A 16357-nucleotide genomic window follows, 5' to 3' on the forward strand; every position below is an offset into this window, starting at 1 on the left:
AGGAAAGTGCGTGGGTTCGGCGAAGTGGACGAGGGAGAGGCAGGCTCAGCGGTCGCCGCGGCGCGAGCGACGCGTCGCGATGAGAGCCACGCCGCCGGCGAGGAGGGCGGTTGCCGCGATCGGCAGCATCGGGTTGACGCCGCCGCCGGTCAGCGCGAGCTCGGTGACGGCGGCGGCCGGCGCGACGTTCGCACCCGCACCCTCGGTCTCGCCGTCGGCCGAGAGCGGCAGCTCGTCGGGACCGGCTGAGGACACGCAGGACTCGACGTCCTCGTAGACCGCCGGGATCGCGTCGATCGCGGGGCTGATCAGCGCGGGCTCGCCGAAGGTGGCGGGCACTGCGGAATGCGTGATCTCGGCGTACACGGCGGCCTGCGCCGCGACATCGATGATCGTCTCGTCCCACGCCTCGGTCACGAGGTCGTACTCGACGTGCGAGACCTCGACCTGCTCCGGCGTGCCGGGGCGCGCCTCGACGTCGACGACCTTCTCGTCCCACGCGGGCGCGACCTCGACGGTCTCGTCCCACGCCGGCGTCACGATGACGGTCTCGGTCGACGCGGGCGTCACCACGACCGTCTCGTCCCACGCCTCGGTGACGACGACCTTCTCATCCCACGCCGGCGTCACGACCTTCTCGTCCCAGGCGTCGGTGACGACGACCGTCTCGTCCCACGCCGGTGTGACGACGACCGTCTCGTCGTACGCGGGGGTCTGGATCTCGTCGCGCTCCCACCAGTAGAAGTAGGAGCCGTTGCCGTTGCCCTGCTGGGTGACGACGTTGGTCTTCGAGCCGTCGTACTTCTTGTTGTCGGCGTTCCAGTCCTTCGGCGCGGTGGCCGGGGTGCTCCCGTCGCGCGGGCCCTGCTTGCCGCCGACCCACGAGTAGCGGGTGTAGGCGGTCGCGGTGACCGCGTCGTGGTGCACGACCTTGGTCTCGGCCTCGTGGTGGACGTTCTTCGTCACGGCGTCGTGGCGGACGACGTTCGTCACGGCCTCGTGATGCACGTTCTTCGTCACGGCGTCGTGGTGGACGACCTTCGTCACGGCGTCGTGCGAGACCTCCTTCGTGACGGCGGCGTGGCGCACGGTCTCGGTGACGGCGGGGTGGCGCACGATGTGCGAGACCTCGTCGACCGCGGGCACGGCAGCGACGAACGGCCGGTCGATCACGACGCGCGGTGCGTACACCGCCTCGTGGTGCACGACGTGCGACACCTCGTCCACCGCCGGGGAGACCAGCATCCGCTCGATCCAGGCCTCCTGCGCCTCGGTGAGGATCGGGGCGTCGCCGTACATGGCGGGCACACCCTCGACGGCCGCGCTCACGAGCACGCGGTCGACGGTGCAGTCGGCCGCCTGGGCCGGAAGCGCGATGCCGAAAGAAAGACCCGCGGCGACAGCTGCCGCGACGACCGACGTGGTGAGCATGGGATTCTCCTCGAATGGGGCCGCCGATGTGCGACCTCATGGAGGTTATGAAGCGCCCCTCAGCACAGCCTTCGCCGAGGGTGAAGCCGGCCTCAGCGTTCTCCCGCTGAGCGAGAACTGAGGATCGGATCAGTGACGATCAGCGGGCAGGCGCACGGTCGCGGCGAGTCCGCCGTCGGCTCGGGGCACGAGAGCGAGTTCGCCGTCGTGGGCCCGCACGATGCTCTTCGCGATCGCGAGGCCCAGACCCACGCCCGCGTGATCCGAGCGGATGCGCTCCGTACCGCGCTGGAACGGCTCGGTCAGCGTCGCGACGAGCTGCGGGCTCAGCATCGGCCCGGTGTTCTCGACGCGCAGCACCACGGATCGCTCCTCCGTCGCGGTCATGACGAGGACCGTGCCGCCTGACGCCAGATTGTGCACGATGGCGTTGTGCACGAGGTTGGTCGCGAGCTGCTGCAGCAGCGCGGGCGAACCTGCGGCGGTCGCGACGGCTCCGGATGCCTCGATGACGACGTCGCGCGCTTCGGCGAGCGGAAGCAGGAGCTCGACCGCCTGCTCCGCCACGAGCGACAGGTCGACGGGCTCACGCACGAAGGACCGCTGATCCGCGCGACTCAGCATGAGGAGCGCTTCCGTCAGAGCGATCGCCCGCGCGTTGACGCTGTACAGCCGCGCCACGAGCTCGCCGCTGTCGGCGGGGGGATCGCTGCGCGCGACATCGAGCATCGCCTGCGTGATCGCGAGCGGCGTGCGCAGCTCGTGCGACGCGTTGGCCGCGAACCGCTGCTGCTCGGCGACCTGCGCCTCTATGCGCGCGAGCATCGCGTCGAAGCTGTCGGCGAGCTCGCGGAACTCGTCCTGACGTCCCTCGAGCTCGATGCGGTGCGAGAGGTCGCCTCTCGCGGCAGCGCGGGTCGCGCGCGTGATGCGGGTGAGGGGCGCCAGCATCCGCCCTGCCAGAAGCCAGCCGCCCACGAGACCGAACGCCAGCAGAGCGAGCATCGCCCACGCGGCTCGCGGAACGAACGCCCGCACGAGATCGCTGCGGTTGGGCGTGAACCCCGTGCCGGGCACGGACTGCTCGGGCACGTACCGCAGCAGGAAGACCCACACGACCGCGAGCAGCAGGGCCCCCGCGAGCATGATCACCGCCGCGTAGCTGAGGGTGAGCTTCAGCCGCGCACTCGGGCCGGGCTCTCGCGCCGTCATCCGGACGCTCCGATGTCGATCCGGTACCCCACGCCCGGCACGGTCGCGATGACCCACGGCTCGCCCAGCCGCTTGCGCAGAGCAGACACCGTGATGCGTACGGCGTTCGTGAACGGATCGGCGTTCTCGTCCCATGCCCGCTCGAGCAGCTCCTCGGCGCTGACGACCCCGCCCTCGGCGGCGACGAGCACCTCGAGCACGGCGAACTGCTTGCGGGTGAGTGCCACGTAGCGGCCGTCGCGGTACACCTCGCGACGGAACGGATCGAGGCGGACGCCCGCGATCTCGGGCACGGGCGGGCGGGTGTGCACGCGTCGCCGGTCGAGCGCGCGAAGCCTCAGCACGAGCTCGCGCATGTCGAACGGCTTCGTCAGGTAGTCGTCGGCACCGAGTTCGAATCCGGATGCCTTGTCGTCCAGGCGATCGGCGGCGGTCAGCATGAGGATCGCGGTGCCGCTGTGCGCGACGACGATCCGCTCGGCGATCTCATCGCCCGACGGCCCCGGAATGTCGCGATCCAGCACCGCGATGTCGTAGGCGTTCACGCTCAGCAGCTCGAGTGCCGCGTCTCCGTCGCCGGCGACATCGGCCGCGATCGCCTCGAGTCGCAGTCCGTCGCGGATCGCCGCCGCCATCAGGGGCTCGTCCTCCACGATCAGCACGCGCATCCTGCGATCGTACGAGGCGCGGCATATCGTCGGCATATCGAGAACCGCATACGGCCTGGCAACACGCGCACGCGTCGAATGGGTGCATGCGAAGAACCACCGCCCGCCGCGCCGTCGCGCTCACGGCTCTCTGCACGGTCGCGGCATCCATCGTCACGTTCGTGATCCTCGCGCAGCCGTCGGCGTCGACCTCGCTCGAGCGCGCACCCGCCGTACCGCCCCTCGTCGAGCCCGATGGGGTCGTCGACGACGGCGACGGCATCCTGCCCTCCGGCGGCGCGTCTGTCGACGACGCCTACGCGGGGGTGGTGAACCTCGACGGAGGGTTGCTGTCGGCGCTGCGCGCGGCGGCGATGGATGCCTCAGCCCGCGGCATCCGGATCTCCATCACGAGCGGGTGGCGATCGCCCGAGTACCAGGACCGTCTGCTGCGAGAGGCGGTCTCACAGTACGGGTCGGCGGAGGAGGCGTCTCGGTGGGTCGCGACCGCTGCGACGTCGCTGCACGTGTCGGGCGATGCCGTCGACGTCGGCTCGTACGACGCGATGGAATGGCTCGCGGAGCACGGCGCCGCCTACGGCCTCTGCGACGTCTACGATAACGAGCCCTGGCACTTCGAGCTGCACCCCGACGCGGCGGCGAACGGCTGCCCGCCGACGTATCGCGATCCGACCCAGGACCCGAGGTTGCAGCGATGACCGGCGCTGTGCGCACCCGGACGCGCCCGCTGCTCGTCCTGCTCTTCGCGGCGTACCTCGTCGTCCTCGTCTGGCTGGTCGTGTGGAAGCTTCACACACCGTTCATCGCCGACGGCACCGGCACGATCAAGCTGATCCCGTTCGTGCGCACGGCGGACGCAGGCTCCAGCTCGCCGCGGGAGGTGCTCGGCAACATCGGGGTCTTCGTGCCGTTCGGCGTCTACTTCGGCCTGCTCGGACGCCGGTGGTGGACCTCGCTGGCGGTGATCGCCCTCACCAGCGCGGCGCTCGAAGCGACCCAGTTCGTACTCGGCGTCGGCGTGACCGATATCACCGACGTCATCACCAATACCACCGGGGGCGCGCTCGGTCTGCTGCTCGCGGGGCTCGTCGGTCGCCGCGCGGGCGCGGCCCTGTGCGTCGTGGGAACGACCATCGCGGCCGTGGCGCTGCTCGCGTACCTCGCGGAGCCGATGAGACCGATCTCGCCGCTGTGATCGAATCGACCCGCGGTCGTCGTTCGCTCCGGTGTCCGAAGCTACTGCGGGTCGCCCCCGTGCGGCATGGGCAGCGCGCCATCCTGCTCGGGCAGCGGCGCATCGGAGTCCGATCCGTGAGGCATCGTGACGGCCGGAACCTGGTCGGGCGTCGGGGCTCCGTCATCCGAGCCGTGCGGCATGGTCACCGCCGGATCCTGGTCAGGCGCCTTCGCCGCGTCATCCGAGCCGTGCGGCATCGGCATGGCCCCCTGGCCGTCGTTCGTGTCGGTCATGACGCGCTCCCTCCGTACGTGATGGCTCCAGCCTGCTCGGGACGGGACCGAAGCGCACGGGGTTGACACCGCACGGCGGCCGTGCCGCGAACAGTTCAGCGCAGCAGCGCCGCGCCGACCAGGAAGATCGCTCCGGCGATCGCGATGTTCACCGTGATGAGAGCGAGCGTCGACGCGACGGTCGGCGCGAGCATCGGCTGCGACCTGTACACACCCGGGGACGATTCATGCGGAGTCGTCATCGCGGTGGAGCGACGTCGTGAACGCCGACCGCTTCCGTCCGAAAGCCTGTCTCGCTCGAGTACGCGGATCGCATCTCCCCAGGTCATGCGGTCGACGCTAATGCGGCGTCGCCGCGAGTGGCGCGGGTTGACAGCGGGGCGAGAGTCGTCTACCCCGGGGCGCCCTCTCCGGGCTCGGGGACCAGCGTGAGGCCGGCCGGCGAGTTCGCGGCCTTCGTCAGCGCGTCGATCCACGCGGGGTTCAGCGGGGCGGCCCGGCTTCCGAAGTACTGGAACGAGAGTGTCGCATGGGGGGTGAGCCAGACGGACGTGCGGCCGAGTCCGGCGCGATTCGGATCGCTCCACGTGAAAGGGAACGCTTCGCCGCGACGGAGCTTCGCCCAGATGACCTGCTGCAGATGTGCGAGCACCCGGTCGTCGAACGAGGCGGTGACTTTCGAGTCGTAACTGAGCGTTCCCATTACTGCGATCCTATGTCGTGGAGGTGCGAGCCCCATCCGGGGCCGCGATAATACTCTTATCGAGGCGAGAATGCTCGCGTTGCACGAAATCGAGGGCCTGTGCACGCTGGGTGATATGGATGAGACAACCGCGCTGACCCGAGATCTGCGTGCCGCCCTCGCGGCGTCGCAGCTGGCGATCGCCTATCAGCCGCAGTGGGATCTCGCGTCATACGCCGCTGATCCTGCCTCGCCCACTCCTGTGATGGTCGAAGCGCTGTCGCGGTGGCACCACGCCGAGCACGGCGACGTGCCGCCCGACGTCTTCATCCCGCTCGCCGAGGACGGCGGATTCCTGGACGAGCTCGATCTGCACATCCTCGGTCGCGCCGCGACGCAGGTGGCTCGCTGGCGGGCGTCCGGCCACGACATCGGCCTCGCGGTGAACGCCTCGCCGACGCGTTTCACCGTCCCCTACGCCGAGCGGGTCTCGCGGGCGCTGGAGCCGACCGGGCTTGCTCCGTCGGCGGTGACGATCGAGGTGACCGAGGTCCCGCCCCCGCAGCTGCGTCCCACGATGAACGGCGCGATCGAACTGCTCCACGGCGCGGGGATCTCGATCTCGGTCGATGACTACGGTGGGGGCGAGACCACGCTCGACATGCTCGAGTGGCTGCCGATCGACGAGGTCAAGATCGACCGCTCGCTGACTCAGCGCCCGGACGCCGCAGCCGACGACGCCGTTGCGCGTGTGGTCGACATCGGCATCGAGCGAGGCTGGCGCATCGTCGCCGAAGGGATCGAGACCGTCGATGATCTCGACAGGTCACTGCGTCGTCGCTGCGATCGCGGTCAGGGATTCCTCTGGGGCCGTCCGGCGATGGCGGACGACCTCGAGCGGGCGCTTGCGAGGAGCTGACGTCAGACGTCGTAGCCGTCGATGGGCGCCGGGTCATCGGCCGCCGGGACCGGGGCATCCGGAACCTCGATCTGCCCCCAGGTGACGGGCATGCCCGGCGAGAAGAGGATGTCGATCCCCGGCCCCCCGCGCAGCGGAGGGATGTTCACGTAGCCGCCGCCCTCGCGGATGGCAGCGAGGATCTGCCCTTTGAGCTCGGTGACGGGCTCGGGCAGGAAGTAGTCACGGCCGTCCACGGTCAGTCGGTTCACGATCGCCATGGCTCCAGCGTAGCCGTGCCGCACCGACGCCTAGACTGGAAAGATGGGCGCTTTCCACTACGGGTCTCCCCCGACGTCGTTCGACATCGACGATCGCACGCTCGCTCATCTCGAGCTCGTCATCATGGCGAAGCTGCGGCGCCAGGAGAGCCTGTCGTTCGCCATGGTGGACGAGACCGGCGGTCGACGCCAGTCGGTGTGGATCTCGCCGGTGACCCAGCTGCGATTCGAGTACGAGGCGCAGATGCCCGAGATCAGCCGCGCATGGCTTCAAGATCTCGTCGACACGGCGAACTCTCCCGGCGGCCTGCGGATCGTCCCCGAACCGGCTCCGTGAGACTCACGCCGACGCGCGGCCGCCGCCCGATCGCTTCGCCCGGTACATCGCGGCGTCCGCTGCACTGAGGATCTCGGCGGCGCCAGCGCCGGCGCCCGCCCTGCGCACTCCCGCGGAGGCCGTCACCCACAGGACCAGTCCGTCCACCTCGACGGGCTCGGCGATGACCTCGAGGGCACGCGTCGCGATGGCCTGCAGCTCCTCCTCCGACACATCGGCGCAGACGATGACGAACTCGTCGCCCCCGAGCCGGACGGCGGCGTCGGACTCGCGGACCACCCTGGAGAGTCGCTTGCCGACCTTGGCGAGAACGGCGTCGCCGACCTCGTGGCCGTGGCTGTCGTTGATCTGCTTGAACCGATCGAGATCGACGAAGATGATCCCGACATCGGTGGCCGCGCCCTGCAGCAGTCCGCTCAGACGGTCATCGAGGAACCGGCGGTTGTGGAGCCCGGTCAGCGCGTCCCGCCAGGCGAGCTCCGCCAGCTGAGCCTGGGCGCGCGCGGCGAGCGCGCCGCGGATGTCGTCGCCGAGATCGAAGGCGTCACGGGCGTGCTCGCCCCACGGCATGCTCCGCCCACGGACCTCCTCGCGCCACGACGAGAACGAGCGCCGCGGAGACAGCGGCTGGTCTCGATTGGCGGCGCGCTGATCTCCGAGCCAGTCGACCGACCGCGCGGCCTCGCCCCGGACGAAGACGAGTCGATCCCCGCCGTCTCCCAGAGGCACCGTGATCAGACCGGCGACATCGGGAGCGACGGCCGCGAGCGCGGGATGCTCGCTCGCCAGCGCTTCGGAGACCAGGGAGTCCTCGGCGAGAGCGTCGATCGCCAGCAGCAGCGGCGCCGGATCGGGGACGAACCCGACGGTGCGGGTCTGCCCGCCCATCCTCAGGATCGCTCCGTCGGCGGGAACCACATCGAGCACCGTGTGCCTGCCCGTCATCAGCAGCTCTCCGGGATCGGCACGCCCGTAGAGGGGCGCCGTGATCGCCGCGCGCCGTTGCCGCGCGGCGAGCTGGCGCTGCAGATCGCGGATCTGCTCCGCCGCCGACAGCTGCGCAGCGACCTGCGATGCCATGACCTCGATGGCCCGACGCAGCAGGACGGGGATGCGGCGCGGCGCGCGATGCGCGCACGTGAACATGCCGACGAGCCGGTCGTCGACGACGAGGGCGAACGACACGGTCGCGGCCTGGCCCATGTTGCGCATGAACTGCAGATGATGCGGGGAGGCCGAGCGGAGCTCGCTGAGACCGAGGTCGAAGGCGGGGGCCGGGTCGAGGATGGTGTGGAGCGTCAGCCCCGGATCGTCGGTGTCGGCGATGACACGAGAGCGCTTCTCGATGTAGAGCGCGCGTGCCTGGGAGGGGATGTCGGAGGCGGGGAAGCGCAGACCGAGGTACGGCTCCATGTCGGGCTCGCGCTCGTCGGCGACGACCGTGCCGTGCCCGTCGGCATGGAATTCGTAGCACATCACGCGGTCGTAGCCCGTGATGTGCTTGATCTCGCGGGCCGCCGCCTGCCGCACCCCGTCCGGGTCCGTGATGCCGGAGAGTCGCTGCAGTGCGCTGACGACCCCCGTTCGCACGTAGTCGAGCCCGGGGACGACCGGCTCCAGCTCGACGATCAGCGGAGAGGTGCCGCGGTGCACGATGATGTCGCACTTCTGCCCGTCGAATTCGCCTCTGACGGGGTCGACGGCGAGGCCCTCGCCCAGCGCCCAGATCAGCAGGTCGTCGCCCGCCTCGCGCAGATCGCGCCCCAGCCACTCCGAGGCGTTGGAGCTGGCCATGACGACGAGGCCGGATGACTCGTCGACGCCGAACAGCATCCCGTAGGACTGCACCCGCCCCAGCGTGCGGATCGGCTCAGCCGCGCACTCGCGAGCGCGGAGCAGTTCGTCGAGCGCCCTCTCACGGCTGTCATCGGTGGGGAGGGCGGACGTATCGGTCAATCTGGGCCTTCGCGTGTCGGGAAATCTACTGCCTGACGACGGGGTGACGCTGCCTGACGAGAGCAACTTCGCTCCCCTCGATTGTAAGCATCGATTGCGCGCATCGTCGCGCGAGCGCCGCCGTCGCTCACCGGCGAGCCGCGGATGCGAGCCGGTCGATGCCTGTCTCAGCGCTCGGTGAGCACAGCGACGATCGGGCGATGGTCGGCGCCCGCACCGTTGTAGGACGTGATGACCCGCGCTCCGCGCACCGTCCACGCCGGACCCACGAGGACGTGATCGATCGGCGACGCGATCCAGGCGGGCGCGGACACGGGCCAGGTGCCGACGGCGCCCGCGCTCGCGGCGACGGCGGCGTCGCGGCAGGGGCCGGTGGAACCCCAGAGATGGTCGACGGTCGCGTTCAGATCCCCCGCGATGATCACGTCGGGGTCGTCGCACCGATCTGCGATCCAGGCCAACCCCGCACGCCAGTCATCCATCCCGGAAGGCAGGGGAGGGAAGGGATGCGCCGCCACGACCGTCGGGCCACGGCCGTCCGCAGGTCGCCAGACCGCGCTCGGCAGACCCGGCGTCGACCCTGCCGTGGCGTCGACGCGGTACTCGCCGAGACGCTCATCGATGAGCACGGACGTCGGGATCCAGGAGTCGCCCGTCTCTCCGTATGCGGTGTCGAACGCCATCTCGCGCCCCTCGCCGCGCAGAAGGCGCGCGACGGCGGCGACGGCATCGGCATCCATCTCCGGAAGGCTCACGATGTCGGCGTCCGACTCGAGGACGAGGCGCGCGACGCTCTCGGGCGACGCCGCACCGCCTTGCGTGTTCCACACCAGAACCGTCAGCTCGCCCTGCGGCAGCGCCTGCGCCGACCCGCGGGCGAGCAGGATGCCACCGCCGGCCGCCGCCGCGACCCCGAGGACGATCGACAGGCCCGCCGCGATGCCCCACGTGCGCTTCCACAGCGCGAAGACGGCGAAGAGGAGCGACCCGATCGCGAGCACGATGCTCGACGGCGCCCGGAAGGCGACGAGCTGCGCGAAGACCATCGTGGTCTGCAGCCCGAACGACTGGGGCCACACCAGCAGGACCGCGACGACCGCGCCCACGGCCAGCGCCACCACGAGCCGCAGGGGCCGCACCTGGGAGGAAGACATCACCTCCAGTCAACCTCACGCCGACTACAGCGCGGGATCGAGCGCGCGGAGCGCGGCATCCATCCTCTCCGCCATCTCGGCGTAGCCGGTGTCGTTCGGGTGCAGACCGTCCGCCGCCATCCAGCTGTCGGGATCGCCCGCGTAATGGCCGTCCAGCCAGCGACTGGCATCCGGAATCCAGTCGGCCTCGATCGCGTCGGCCTCTTCGCGGACCCAGCCGATGATCGTCTCGACGGACTCCGGGCGATCGGCGGTGTACCAGAACGGCTCGACGACGATGAAGCGGGCGTCGGGCAGCGCGTCGTGCAGGCGCGTGAAGTCGTCGCGGATGGCGCGAAGGATGCCGTCACCCGCGCGATCGAAGCTGAAGTTGTCGTTCAGGCCCATCGTGACGAAGACGATCTCGGGATCCTGCGCGATGATCTGGTCGGGCAGATCGCCGTCCCCGACGGCCTGCCGATTGTTGACGAAGCCCAGGCCGTTGACGCTCGGGTTGAACTCGCGCCAGCCTCGCTGGGCGCTCACGATCGACGACCAGCGCGCGGACGGCTCGCTCGCTCCGGTGCCGAGCGTGTACGAGTCGCCGTAGAACGCGACGATCGGCCCGTCACCCTCCGCGGGCGGCGGTGTCGGCGTCGCCACGCAGCCCGCCAGACCCAGTCCGACCAACACCAGGCCGACGACGGCACGGAGTGAGGCGAAGCGGCGCATACTCCATCTTCGTCGCCGTCTGCTCGATGGATGTGCGCGAAGAGAGAGTCTTGCCCTGCGGCGAGGCTGGGACCAGACTTGGGCAACCTCGCCTCACCGGGAGGTGGAAACCCTCGTTTGGAGGCCGAAATGCCCGGACTCGGACAGCAGCTCCTCCGGCGCAAGCCGATCATCTTCCAGCGCAAGCATCACCCCGGCGAAGAGCTGAAGCGCAATCTGGGCACCTTCCAGCTCATGATGTTCGGCGTGGGTGCGACGATCGGCACCGGCATCTTCTTCGTGCTGAGCGAGTCGATCCCGCTCGCGGGGCCCGCCGTGATCATCTCGTTCCTCCTCGCCGCCGTCGCGGCAGGGCTCGCCGCGCTCTGCTACGCCGAGCTCTCTTCGTCGATCCCGGTCAGCGGCTCGAGCTACTCCTTCACCTACCACGCGCTCGGCGAGGGCGCGGCGATCCTCGTCGGCGGCTGCGTCCTGCTCGAGTACGGCGTCGCCGTGTCGGCTGTCGCGGTGGGATGGAGCGGCTACTTCAACGAGCTGCTCCACCAGCTGTTCGGCTGGCAGCTCCCGCCCGAGCTCTCCACATCGTTCATCACCGAAAGCGACGGTGTCGCGACCGGCGGCATCGTGAACCTTCCGGCGATCATCCTCGTGGTCCTGTGCATGCTGCTGCTCATCCGCGGCGCCTCGGAGTCCGCGACGGTCAACGCGATCATGGTGTGCATCAAGCTCGCCGTGCTGGCGATGTTCATCGTCATCGGCTTCAGCGCGTTCAACGCCGACCACTTCTCGAACTTCTTCGCCCAGGCATCCGGGATCAGCGGCGCGGCCGGTGTCATCTTCTTCTCCTACATCGGCCTGGATGCCATCGCGACGGCCAGCGAGGAGGTCAGGAACCCGCAGAAGGCCATCCCGCGCGCGATCATCGGCGCACTGCTCATCGTCACGGTGTTCTACGTGCTGGTGGCCATCGCCGGAGTCGCGGCGCAGCCCGTGGAGTGGTTCTCGACGCCCGAGGCGGGTGAGGCGGGCCTCGCCAAGATCATGGAGCTCGTCACCGGCACCCCGGTGTGGGCCACGATCCTCGCTGCGGGCGCGGTCATCTCGGTCTTCTCGGTGACCCTCGTGACGCTGTACGGACAGACGCGCATCCTGTTCTCGATCGCACGCGACGGCATGGTCTCGAAGCGGTTCCTCACGGTGAGCGCGAAGCACGGAACGCCCGTCTTCAACACCGTGATCGTGTCGATCCTCGTCGCGATCGTGGCGGGCTTCGTCCCCTCCGAGTACCTCTGGGACAGCGTCTCGTTCGGCACGCTCGTCGCCTTCAGCGTCGTCGCGATCTCGCTGATCGTGCTGCGGCGTCGGCGCCCCGATCTGGAGCGTCCGTTCAGAGTGCCGCTCTACCCCGTGGTCCCGATCCTGACGGTGATCGTGTGCGTCTACGTGCTCACGAGCCTGCGCCCGGTCACCTGGATCATCTGCGTCAGCTGGCTCGTGCTGGTGTTCGTCTTCTACCTCTTCTACGGCAGGCGCCACGCGACCCTCAGCAGCTACACGTCGGACGAGCAGATCGCCGAGCCGATCCACCCCGAGGATGAGAAGTGACCTACGTCGTCGGGTACGGCCCGCACGAGAACGATCGCGGCGCGATCGAGCTCGCGTGCCAGCTCGCGCGCTCGGTGCCGCAACCCGTCGTCGCGGTCTCGGTCGTCCCCCGCGGGTGGGGAACGCCGGCGGCCGCGGGCACCGATCGCGAGTTCGCGCACTGGGCCGAGTCCATCGGCGTCGAGAGCGCGGCGCGCGCCGCCGCAGATCTGGCCCGTCATCCCGATATCGACGGATCCGCGATCTGGGTACCCGGCAGATCGGTGCCGCAGACGCTCCTGGAGCAGGCGGTGGAGAGGGATGCCGAGATCCTCGTGGTCGCGTCGAGCGGTGACGCCGAGCCTGGACGCATCCGCCTGACGTCCAAGACGGACCGTCTGCTGCACTCGTCGACGGTCCCGGTCGCCATCGCCCCGCGCGACTACGAGACCGCTCTCGGGGTGACCAGGGTCACGGTCGCCTTCCGCGATGACGATCGCAGCTGGTCGCTCCTGACACGTGTCGCCGAGATCTGTCGGCGCTCATCCGCGCGGCTGCGCGTGGTCACGTTCCTCGTGAGCCCCGTGCGCAGACCCGTCACGAGCGACGTCAGCCACGCCGAGACGCAGGTGATCGACCTGTGGGCGACGCAGGCGGCATCCGCTCAGGCGGAGGCCGCCGCCCATCTCGCGTCGATGGGCTTCACCTCGGCGAACCTCGACATGGTGACCGCAGGCGGTCCGGACTGGGGCGCGGCGATCGCGTCGATCGACTGGACGGACGGCGATCTCCTCGTGCTGGGGTCTTCGTCGACCCACCGTCTCGCGCAGGTGTTCCTCGGCTCGAGCGCATCGAAGATCGTCCGCCACGCGACCGTCCCGGTCGTCATCGTGCCCGGCTCGGCGGCGGACTAGGAGCCGTGGTCGCCCTCGAAGCCGACGTCAGCTCGAGCGACGACGCGACGTCGGCGGAGGGAAGCTCGCGATGGCGGCGGGTCTGGTGTCCCGCCGCGATCCCTCGCGCCAGCGGACGAGGTCGTCGAGGATGTCACCAGCCGTGCGGTACCGGGTGGGCAGGGGGACTCCAGGGGCGACCCACACTACATCCATGCCGTCTTCGGACTCCTCGATGCAGGCGACGACGTGGCGGGCATCGGTCGTCGGGTGACCGCTGTCGTGGATCAGCCAGTGATCCGCGTCGATCCTGACGAGCACCAGGCCGTCGTGCTCCGGTGGGTCGGAGGCGTGTGGATTCTCTTCGGCCGCGCCTGCCATCGGTTGCCTCTGCTCGATCGACACGACGCTGCGTGTCGTGCTCGCAGGCCGCTGACGGCGAGGGCCTGCTGTGCTGCCTATGTGCATGTGCTTCTCCGTCACGGCGGGTTCCGCCTCATCATGCGGGGCGGACGAGCGGATCACCGCACTCTTGACAAGCGGCGCAGCACCTGCACTGAGCGCTAGTCCGGCTCGGGCACGGCGTACAGGCCGGTGGGGGAGTTGGCCGTGTGCATGAGGGCCTCGAGCCACGCGGGATTGACCGAGGGCGGACGACTGCCGTGGTATTTGAACACCAGCGTGGAGTGGGGATGCACCCAGATCGACATCCGGTTCATCCCGAGGCTCGCGTCCTCCTTCCATGAGAAGAAGAACGGCTCGTCACGGCGCAGCTTGTTGCCGACCACGATCTGGATGTGAGCGAGAAGGCGGTCCTCGAACTCGGCCCGGACGTCGCCCTCGTAGGTGAATCTGCCCATGACGCGCGGCCGATCTAGATCCCGAACTCCGAGAAGGAGCCGGCCGGCGGCTGGTCTCCGGCGTGCGGCGCTGCGGTGGGGATGGTCGTGCGGCGCAGTTCGTCGGAGAGCGAAGCGAGCTTCGCGATGAGCGCTGCATCCTCCACTTCGGCGACATCCGTCGCCACGGACGTCGCCGTGAGCTGGCTGGAGGGGCCGACCAGCATCACCGTCATGCCGTGGACCCCGTCGGCGCCGATCGTAGGGATCTCGATGGTCCCGGCCGATCCTGCTTCGGCGAGCGCCTGGGCGTAATCCAGCAGCGCGCGTGCGATGAGGCTCCCGGTGAGGAAGGAGTCGCCCGCATAGTTGATCCGGTCCATACGTCAGGTCTACACGGCTCACCCCCGGTCCGGCGGCCCGTTCCCCCCGGCGATCGAGTGTGCTATCCCGACAGGGGCCGAGATCGTGCGCTGGCGTCTAGTATCGAGGCTCCGGCACACCGAGAGGGAGGGATGCGTCGATGGGACACCTGATCTACGGAGTCGCGCCCGCGATCCAGATCGACGACTGGGGCCTTCTGCATCTGCAGGCCGTGATCATGACGAAGATCCGCCGCAACGAGAGCTTCAGCTTCAACTGGGATGACGAGCCCCGGGTCGGCGGCGACGAGTCATCCGCCGCCCCCGCGCAACACGGATCCGTGTGGATCTCCAAGAGCTCGTCGCTCTACTTCAGCTACGACGGTCCGCGCGACCGCCCGCTCAACCGCGAGTGGCTCGAGGAGCTCAGTCGGGTCGCGAGCGGCACGACGGGGCTCCGACTCGTACCCGAGCCCGAGTAGCTCCCGGCGCAGCGCGCCGCGTCACCGCCCGTGTCAAGTCATTGCCGATGCCGATGGCCTCGACTGCACTGGGGACATGGACATCGAATCCGAACGACATCGCGTGCTCGTCATCGGCGGCGGCAACGGCGGACTCTCCGTCGCAGGACGCCTGCGGCGCAGCGGGGTGAAGGATGTCGCGGTCATCGAGCCGCGGACGGAGCATGTGTTCGCGCCGCTGCAGTCGTACATCGCGGGCGGCCTCGCGAGGGCGTCGGATGCCGTTCGTGCGCAGGCGGAGGTCACACCGCGCGGTGTGACGTGGATCAGAGACCGGGTCGTGAGCGTGGATCCCGACGGTCGCACGGTCGCCCTCGGCTCGGGGAGGAAGCTCGCCTACGAGCATCTGATCGTCACGGCAGGTCTCGAGACACGGTACGACGCCGTGCCGGGACTCGAGGCCGCCATGGCAGAGCCCAGCGGCGTGTCCAGCTACACGCTCGATCTCGCGGCGAAGGCATCGCCCGCACTGCGTGACCTGCGCGGGGGCACGGTGGTGTTCGTCCAGCAGCCCGAGCCCGCCTCGGCCGCGGGGGTCTCGCAGAAGCCGATGTACCTCGCGAGCGACTGGTGGCGCGCGACCGGGCGCCTGGCCGGCATCCGCGTGGTCTTCGTCTCGCCCGAGTCGTCGCCCTTCGGCATCCCTGCGATCAGCGCGGAGCTGCAGCGCAAGATCGACGGATACGGCATCGAGACCCGGTTCGACGCGGCGCTGACGGAGGTGCGACCCCAGCAGCGCGAGATCGTCATCCGCCGCGGCGACGAGACGGAGACGATCGGCTACGACCTTCTGCATGCTGCTCCCCCTCAGTCACCGCCGGATTGGATCGCCGATTCCGGCCTCGCCGACCCGACGGACCCGCACGGCTTCGTCGACGTCGATCCCGAGACCTTCCGCTCGCGTCGCTTCGACGACGTGTGGGCGCTGGGGGACGCGGCATCCGTCACGACTCTGCGCTCGGGCGGGGCCATCCGGCCCCAGGCGAAGGTCCTTTCGCGCAATCTTCTCGCGGTGCTGAGCGGCAAGGCTCCCTCGCACAGGTACGACGGGTACACCGTGTGCCCGATCACGGTCAGTCGCCACACCGTCGTGTTCGCCGAGTTCGACGGCGCCGGTCGACTCGCCCCGACCGTGCCGGGGTGGAAGACGCTGTACCGGGAACGGCGACTCTCCTACGTCTTCGACCGGTGGATCCTGCCGTGGGTCTACTGGAACCTGATCCTGCACGGGCGCGCCTGAGCGGGCCCGCGCCCGAAGGCGAGGGCGGAGGGGACCATGCATCCATCCTTCCGCGAACGCACGAGCGCGCACCTCGCGTCTCGTGATGCGCGCTATCAGCGATCGCGGATTCCGGATA

The 16357-nt window shown here is 69.5% G+C and carries 20 protein-coding genes; 8 read left to right on the plus strand and 12 right to left on the minus strand.

Features of this window, described 5'->3' with window-relative positions:
* Positions 1-45: 45 nt before the first annotated feature.
* The 3 genes from ACTIFV_RS11275 to ACTIFV_RS11285 form a co-directional block, all read right to left on the minus strand.
* Positions 46-1431: a hypothetical protein gene (locus ACTIFV_RS11275; protein WP_439592868.1), complete on the minus strand. Its 1386-nt coding sequence runs from the start codon at positions 1429-1431 to the stop codon at positions 46-48.
* A 129-nt stretch (positions 1432-1560) separates the two neighbouring features.
* Positions 1561-2643, minus strand: a complete 1083-nt coding sequence (locus ACTIFV_RS11280) for a sensor histidine kinase (RefSeq protein WP_439592869.1) — start codon at positions 2641-2643, stop codon at positions 1561-1563.
* Positions 2640-3311, minus strand: a complete 672-nt coding sequence (locus ACTIFV_RS11285) for a response regulator transcription factor (protein ID WP_439592870.1) — start codon at positions 3309-3311, stop codon at positions 2640-2642. Before ACTIFV_RS11285 ends, ACTIFV_RS11280 begins: the two co-directional genes overlap by 4 nt.
* Positions 3312-3397: 86 nt before the next feature.
* On the opposite strand from ACTIFV_RS11285, the gene ACTIFV_RS11290 reads away from it, so the two are divergent.
* Together ACTIFV_RS11290 and ACTIFV_RS11295 are read left to right on the plus strand one after the other, a co-directional pair.
* The gene (locus tag ACTIFV_RS11290; protein ID WP_439592871.1) at positions 3398-4009 is read left to right on the plus strand and encodes a M15 family metallopeptidase; all 612 of its coding nucleotides are present in this window, start codon (positions 3398-3400) and stop codon (positions 4007-4009) included.
* Positions 4006-4506: a VanZ family protein gene (locus ACTIFV_RS11295; RefSeq protein ID WP_439592872.1), complete on the plus strand. Its 501-nt coding sequence runs from the start codon at positions 4006-4008 to the stop codon at positions 4504-4506. The genes ACTIFV_RS11290 and ACTIFV_RS11295 overlap by 4 nt, the downstream gene beginning before the upstream one ends.
* 41 nt (positions 4507-4547) lie before the next feature.
* On the opposite strand, the gene ACTIFV_RS11300 is transcribed toward ACTIFV_RS11295, so the two are convergent.
* Together ACTIFV_RS11300 and ACTIFV_RS11305 are read right to left on the minus strand one after the other, a co-directional pair.
* Entirely contained in the window at positions 4548-4781 is a 234-nt protein-coding gene (locus ACTIFV_RS11300; RefSeq protein ID WP_439592873.1) for a hypothetical protein, read from the minus strand.
* A 391-nt stretch (positions 4782-5172) separates the two neighbouring features.
* Positions 5173-5484, minus strand: a complete 312-nt coding sequence (locus ACTIFV_RS11305; protein WP_439592874.1) for a DUF7882 family protein — start codon at positions 5482-5484, stop codon at positions 5173-5175.
* A gap of 115 nt (positions 5485-5599) precedes the next feature.
* Here ACTIFV_RS11305 and ACTIFV_RS11310 point away from each other — a divergent pair, with 115 nt between their 5' ends.
* Positions 5600-6382: an EAL domain-containing protein gene (locus tag ACTIFV_RS11310; RefSeq protein ID WP_439592875.1), complete on the plus strand. Its 783-nt coding sequence runs from the start codon at positions 5600-5602 to the stop codon at positions 6380-6382.
* Between the two features lie 2 nt (positions 6383-6384).
* Here the strand turns inward: ACTIFV_RS11310 and ACTIFV_RS11315 are convergent, their stop codons facing one another.
* The gene (locus ACTIFV_RS11315; protein ID WP_439592876.1) at positions 6385-6642 is read right to left on the minus strand and encodes a hypothetical protein; all 258 of its coding nucleotides are present in this window, start codon (positions 6640-6642) and stop codon (positions 6385-6387) included.
* A 43-nt stretch (positions 6643-6685) separates the two neighbouring features.
* Between ACTIFV_RS11315 and ACTIFV_RS11320 the strand changes: the two genes are divergently transcribed.
* Positions 6686-6979 (plus strand): DUF7882 family protein, encoded by a 294-nt coding sequence (locus tag ACTIFV_RS11320; protein WP_439592877.1) that lies wholly within the window; start codon positions 6686-6688, stop codon positions 6977-6979.
* Between the two features lie 3 nt (positions 6980-6982).
* Here ACTIFV_RS11320 and ACTIFV_RS11325 read toward each other — a convergent pair whose 3' ends face one another.
* The 3 genes from ACTIFV_RS11325 to ACTIFV_RS11335 all read right to left on the minus strand — a co-directional run bounded on the left by ACTIFV_RS11325 (position 6983) and on the right by ACTIFV_RS11335 (position 10800).
* Positions 6983-8935 (minus strand): diguanylate cyclase domain-containing protein, encoded by a 1953-nt coding sequence (locus ACTIFV_RS11325; RefSeq protein ID WP_439592878.1) that lies wholly within the window; start codon positions 8933-8935, stop codon positions 6983-6985.
* Between the two features lie 167 nt (positions 8936-9102).
* Positions 9103-10089 (minus strand): endonuclease/exonuclease/phosphatase family protein, encoded by a 987-nt coding sequence (locus ACTIFV_RS11330; RefSeq protein WP_439592879.1) that lies wholly within the window; start codon positions 10087-10089, stop codon positions 9103-9105.
* A 24-nt stretch (positions 10090-10113) separates the two neighbouring features.
* Positions 10114-10800, minus strand: coding sequence for an SGNH/GDSL hydrolase family protein (locus ACTIFV_RS11335; RefSeq protein ID WP_439592880.1), 687 nt, complete (start codon positions 10798-10800; stop codon positions 10114-10116).
* A 129-nt stretch (positions 10801-10929) separates the two neighbouring features.
* Here ACTIFV_RS11335 and ACTIFV_RS11340 point away from each other — a divergent pair, with 129 nt between their 5' ends.
* Positions 10930-12405 (plus strand): APC family permease, encoded by a 1476-nt coding sequence (locus tag ACTIFV_RS11340; RefSeq protein WP_439592881.1) that lies wholly within the window; start codon positions 10930-10932, stop codon positions 12403-12405.
* The gene (locus ACTIFV_RS11345; protein ID WP_439592882.1) at positions 12402-13298 is read left to right on the plus strand and encodes a universal stress protein; all 897 of its coding nucleotides are present in this window, start codon (positions 12402-12404) and stop codon (positions 13296-13298) included. Before ACTIFV_RS11340 ends, ACTIFV_RS11345 begins: the two co-directional genes overlap by 4 nt.
* A 27-nt stretch (positions 13299-13325) precedes the next feature.
* Here the strand turns inward: ACTIFV_RS11345 and ACTIFV_RS11350 are convergent, their stop codons facing one another.
* From ACTIFV_RS11350 to ACTIFV_RS11360, 3 genes are all read right to left on the minus strand, one after another.
* The gene (locus tag ACTIFV_RS11350) at positions 13326-13658 is read right to left on the minus strand and encodes a hypothetical protein (protein ID WP_439592883.1); all 333 of its coding nucleotides are present in this window, start codon (positions 13656-13658) and stop codon (positions 13326-13328) included.
* 182 nt (positions 13659-13840) lie between these two features.
* Positions 13841-14137, minus strand: coding sequence for a DUF7882 family protein (locus ACTIFV_RS11355; protein WP_439592884.1), 297 nt, complete (start codon positions 14135-14137; stop codon positions 13841-13843).
* 14 nt (positions 14138-14151) lie between these two features.
* Positions 14152-14499, minus strand: a complete 348-nt coding sequence (locus ACTIFV_RS11360; RefSeq protein WP_439592885.1) for a hypothetical protein — start codon at positions 14497-14499, stop codon at positions 14152-14154.
* Between the two features lie 140 nt (positions 14500-14639).
* Here ACTIFV_RS11360 and ACTIFV_RS11365 point away from each other — a divergent pair, with 140 nt between their 5' ends.
* Together ACTIFV_RS11365 and ACTIFV_RS11370 are read left to right on the plus strand one after the other, a co-directional pair.
* The gene (locus tag ACTIFV_RS11365) at positions 14640-14960 is read left to right on the plus strand and encodes a DUF7882 family protein (RefSeq protein WP_439592886.1); all 321 of its coding nucleotides are present in this window, start codon (positions 14640-14642) and stop codon (positions 14958-14960) included.
* A 76-nt stretch (positions 14961-15036) separates the two neighbouring features.
* Complete coding sequence (locus ACTIFV_RS11370) at positions 15037-16239, plus strand: NAD(P)/FAD-dependent oxidoreductase (protein ID WP_439592887.1); 1203 nt, start codon at positions 15037-15039, stop codon at positions 16237-16239.
* The last annotated feature ends 118 nt before the right edge of the window (positions 16240-16357 follow it).

The sequence above is a fragment of the Microbacterium sp. genome (assembly GCF_051860965.1).
In the GTDB taxonomy this organism is placed as follows: Bacteria; Actinomycetota; Actinomycetes; order Actinomycetales; family Microbacteriaceae; genus Microbacterium.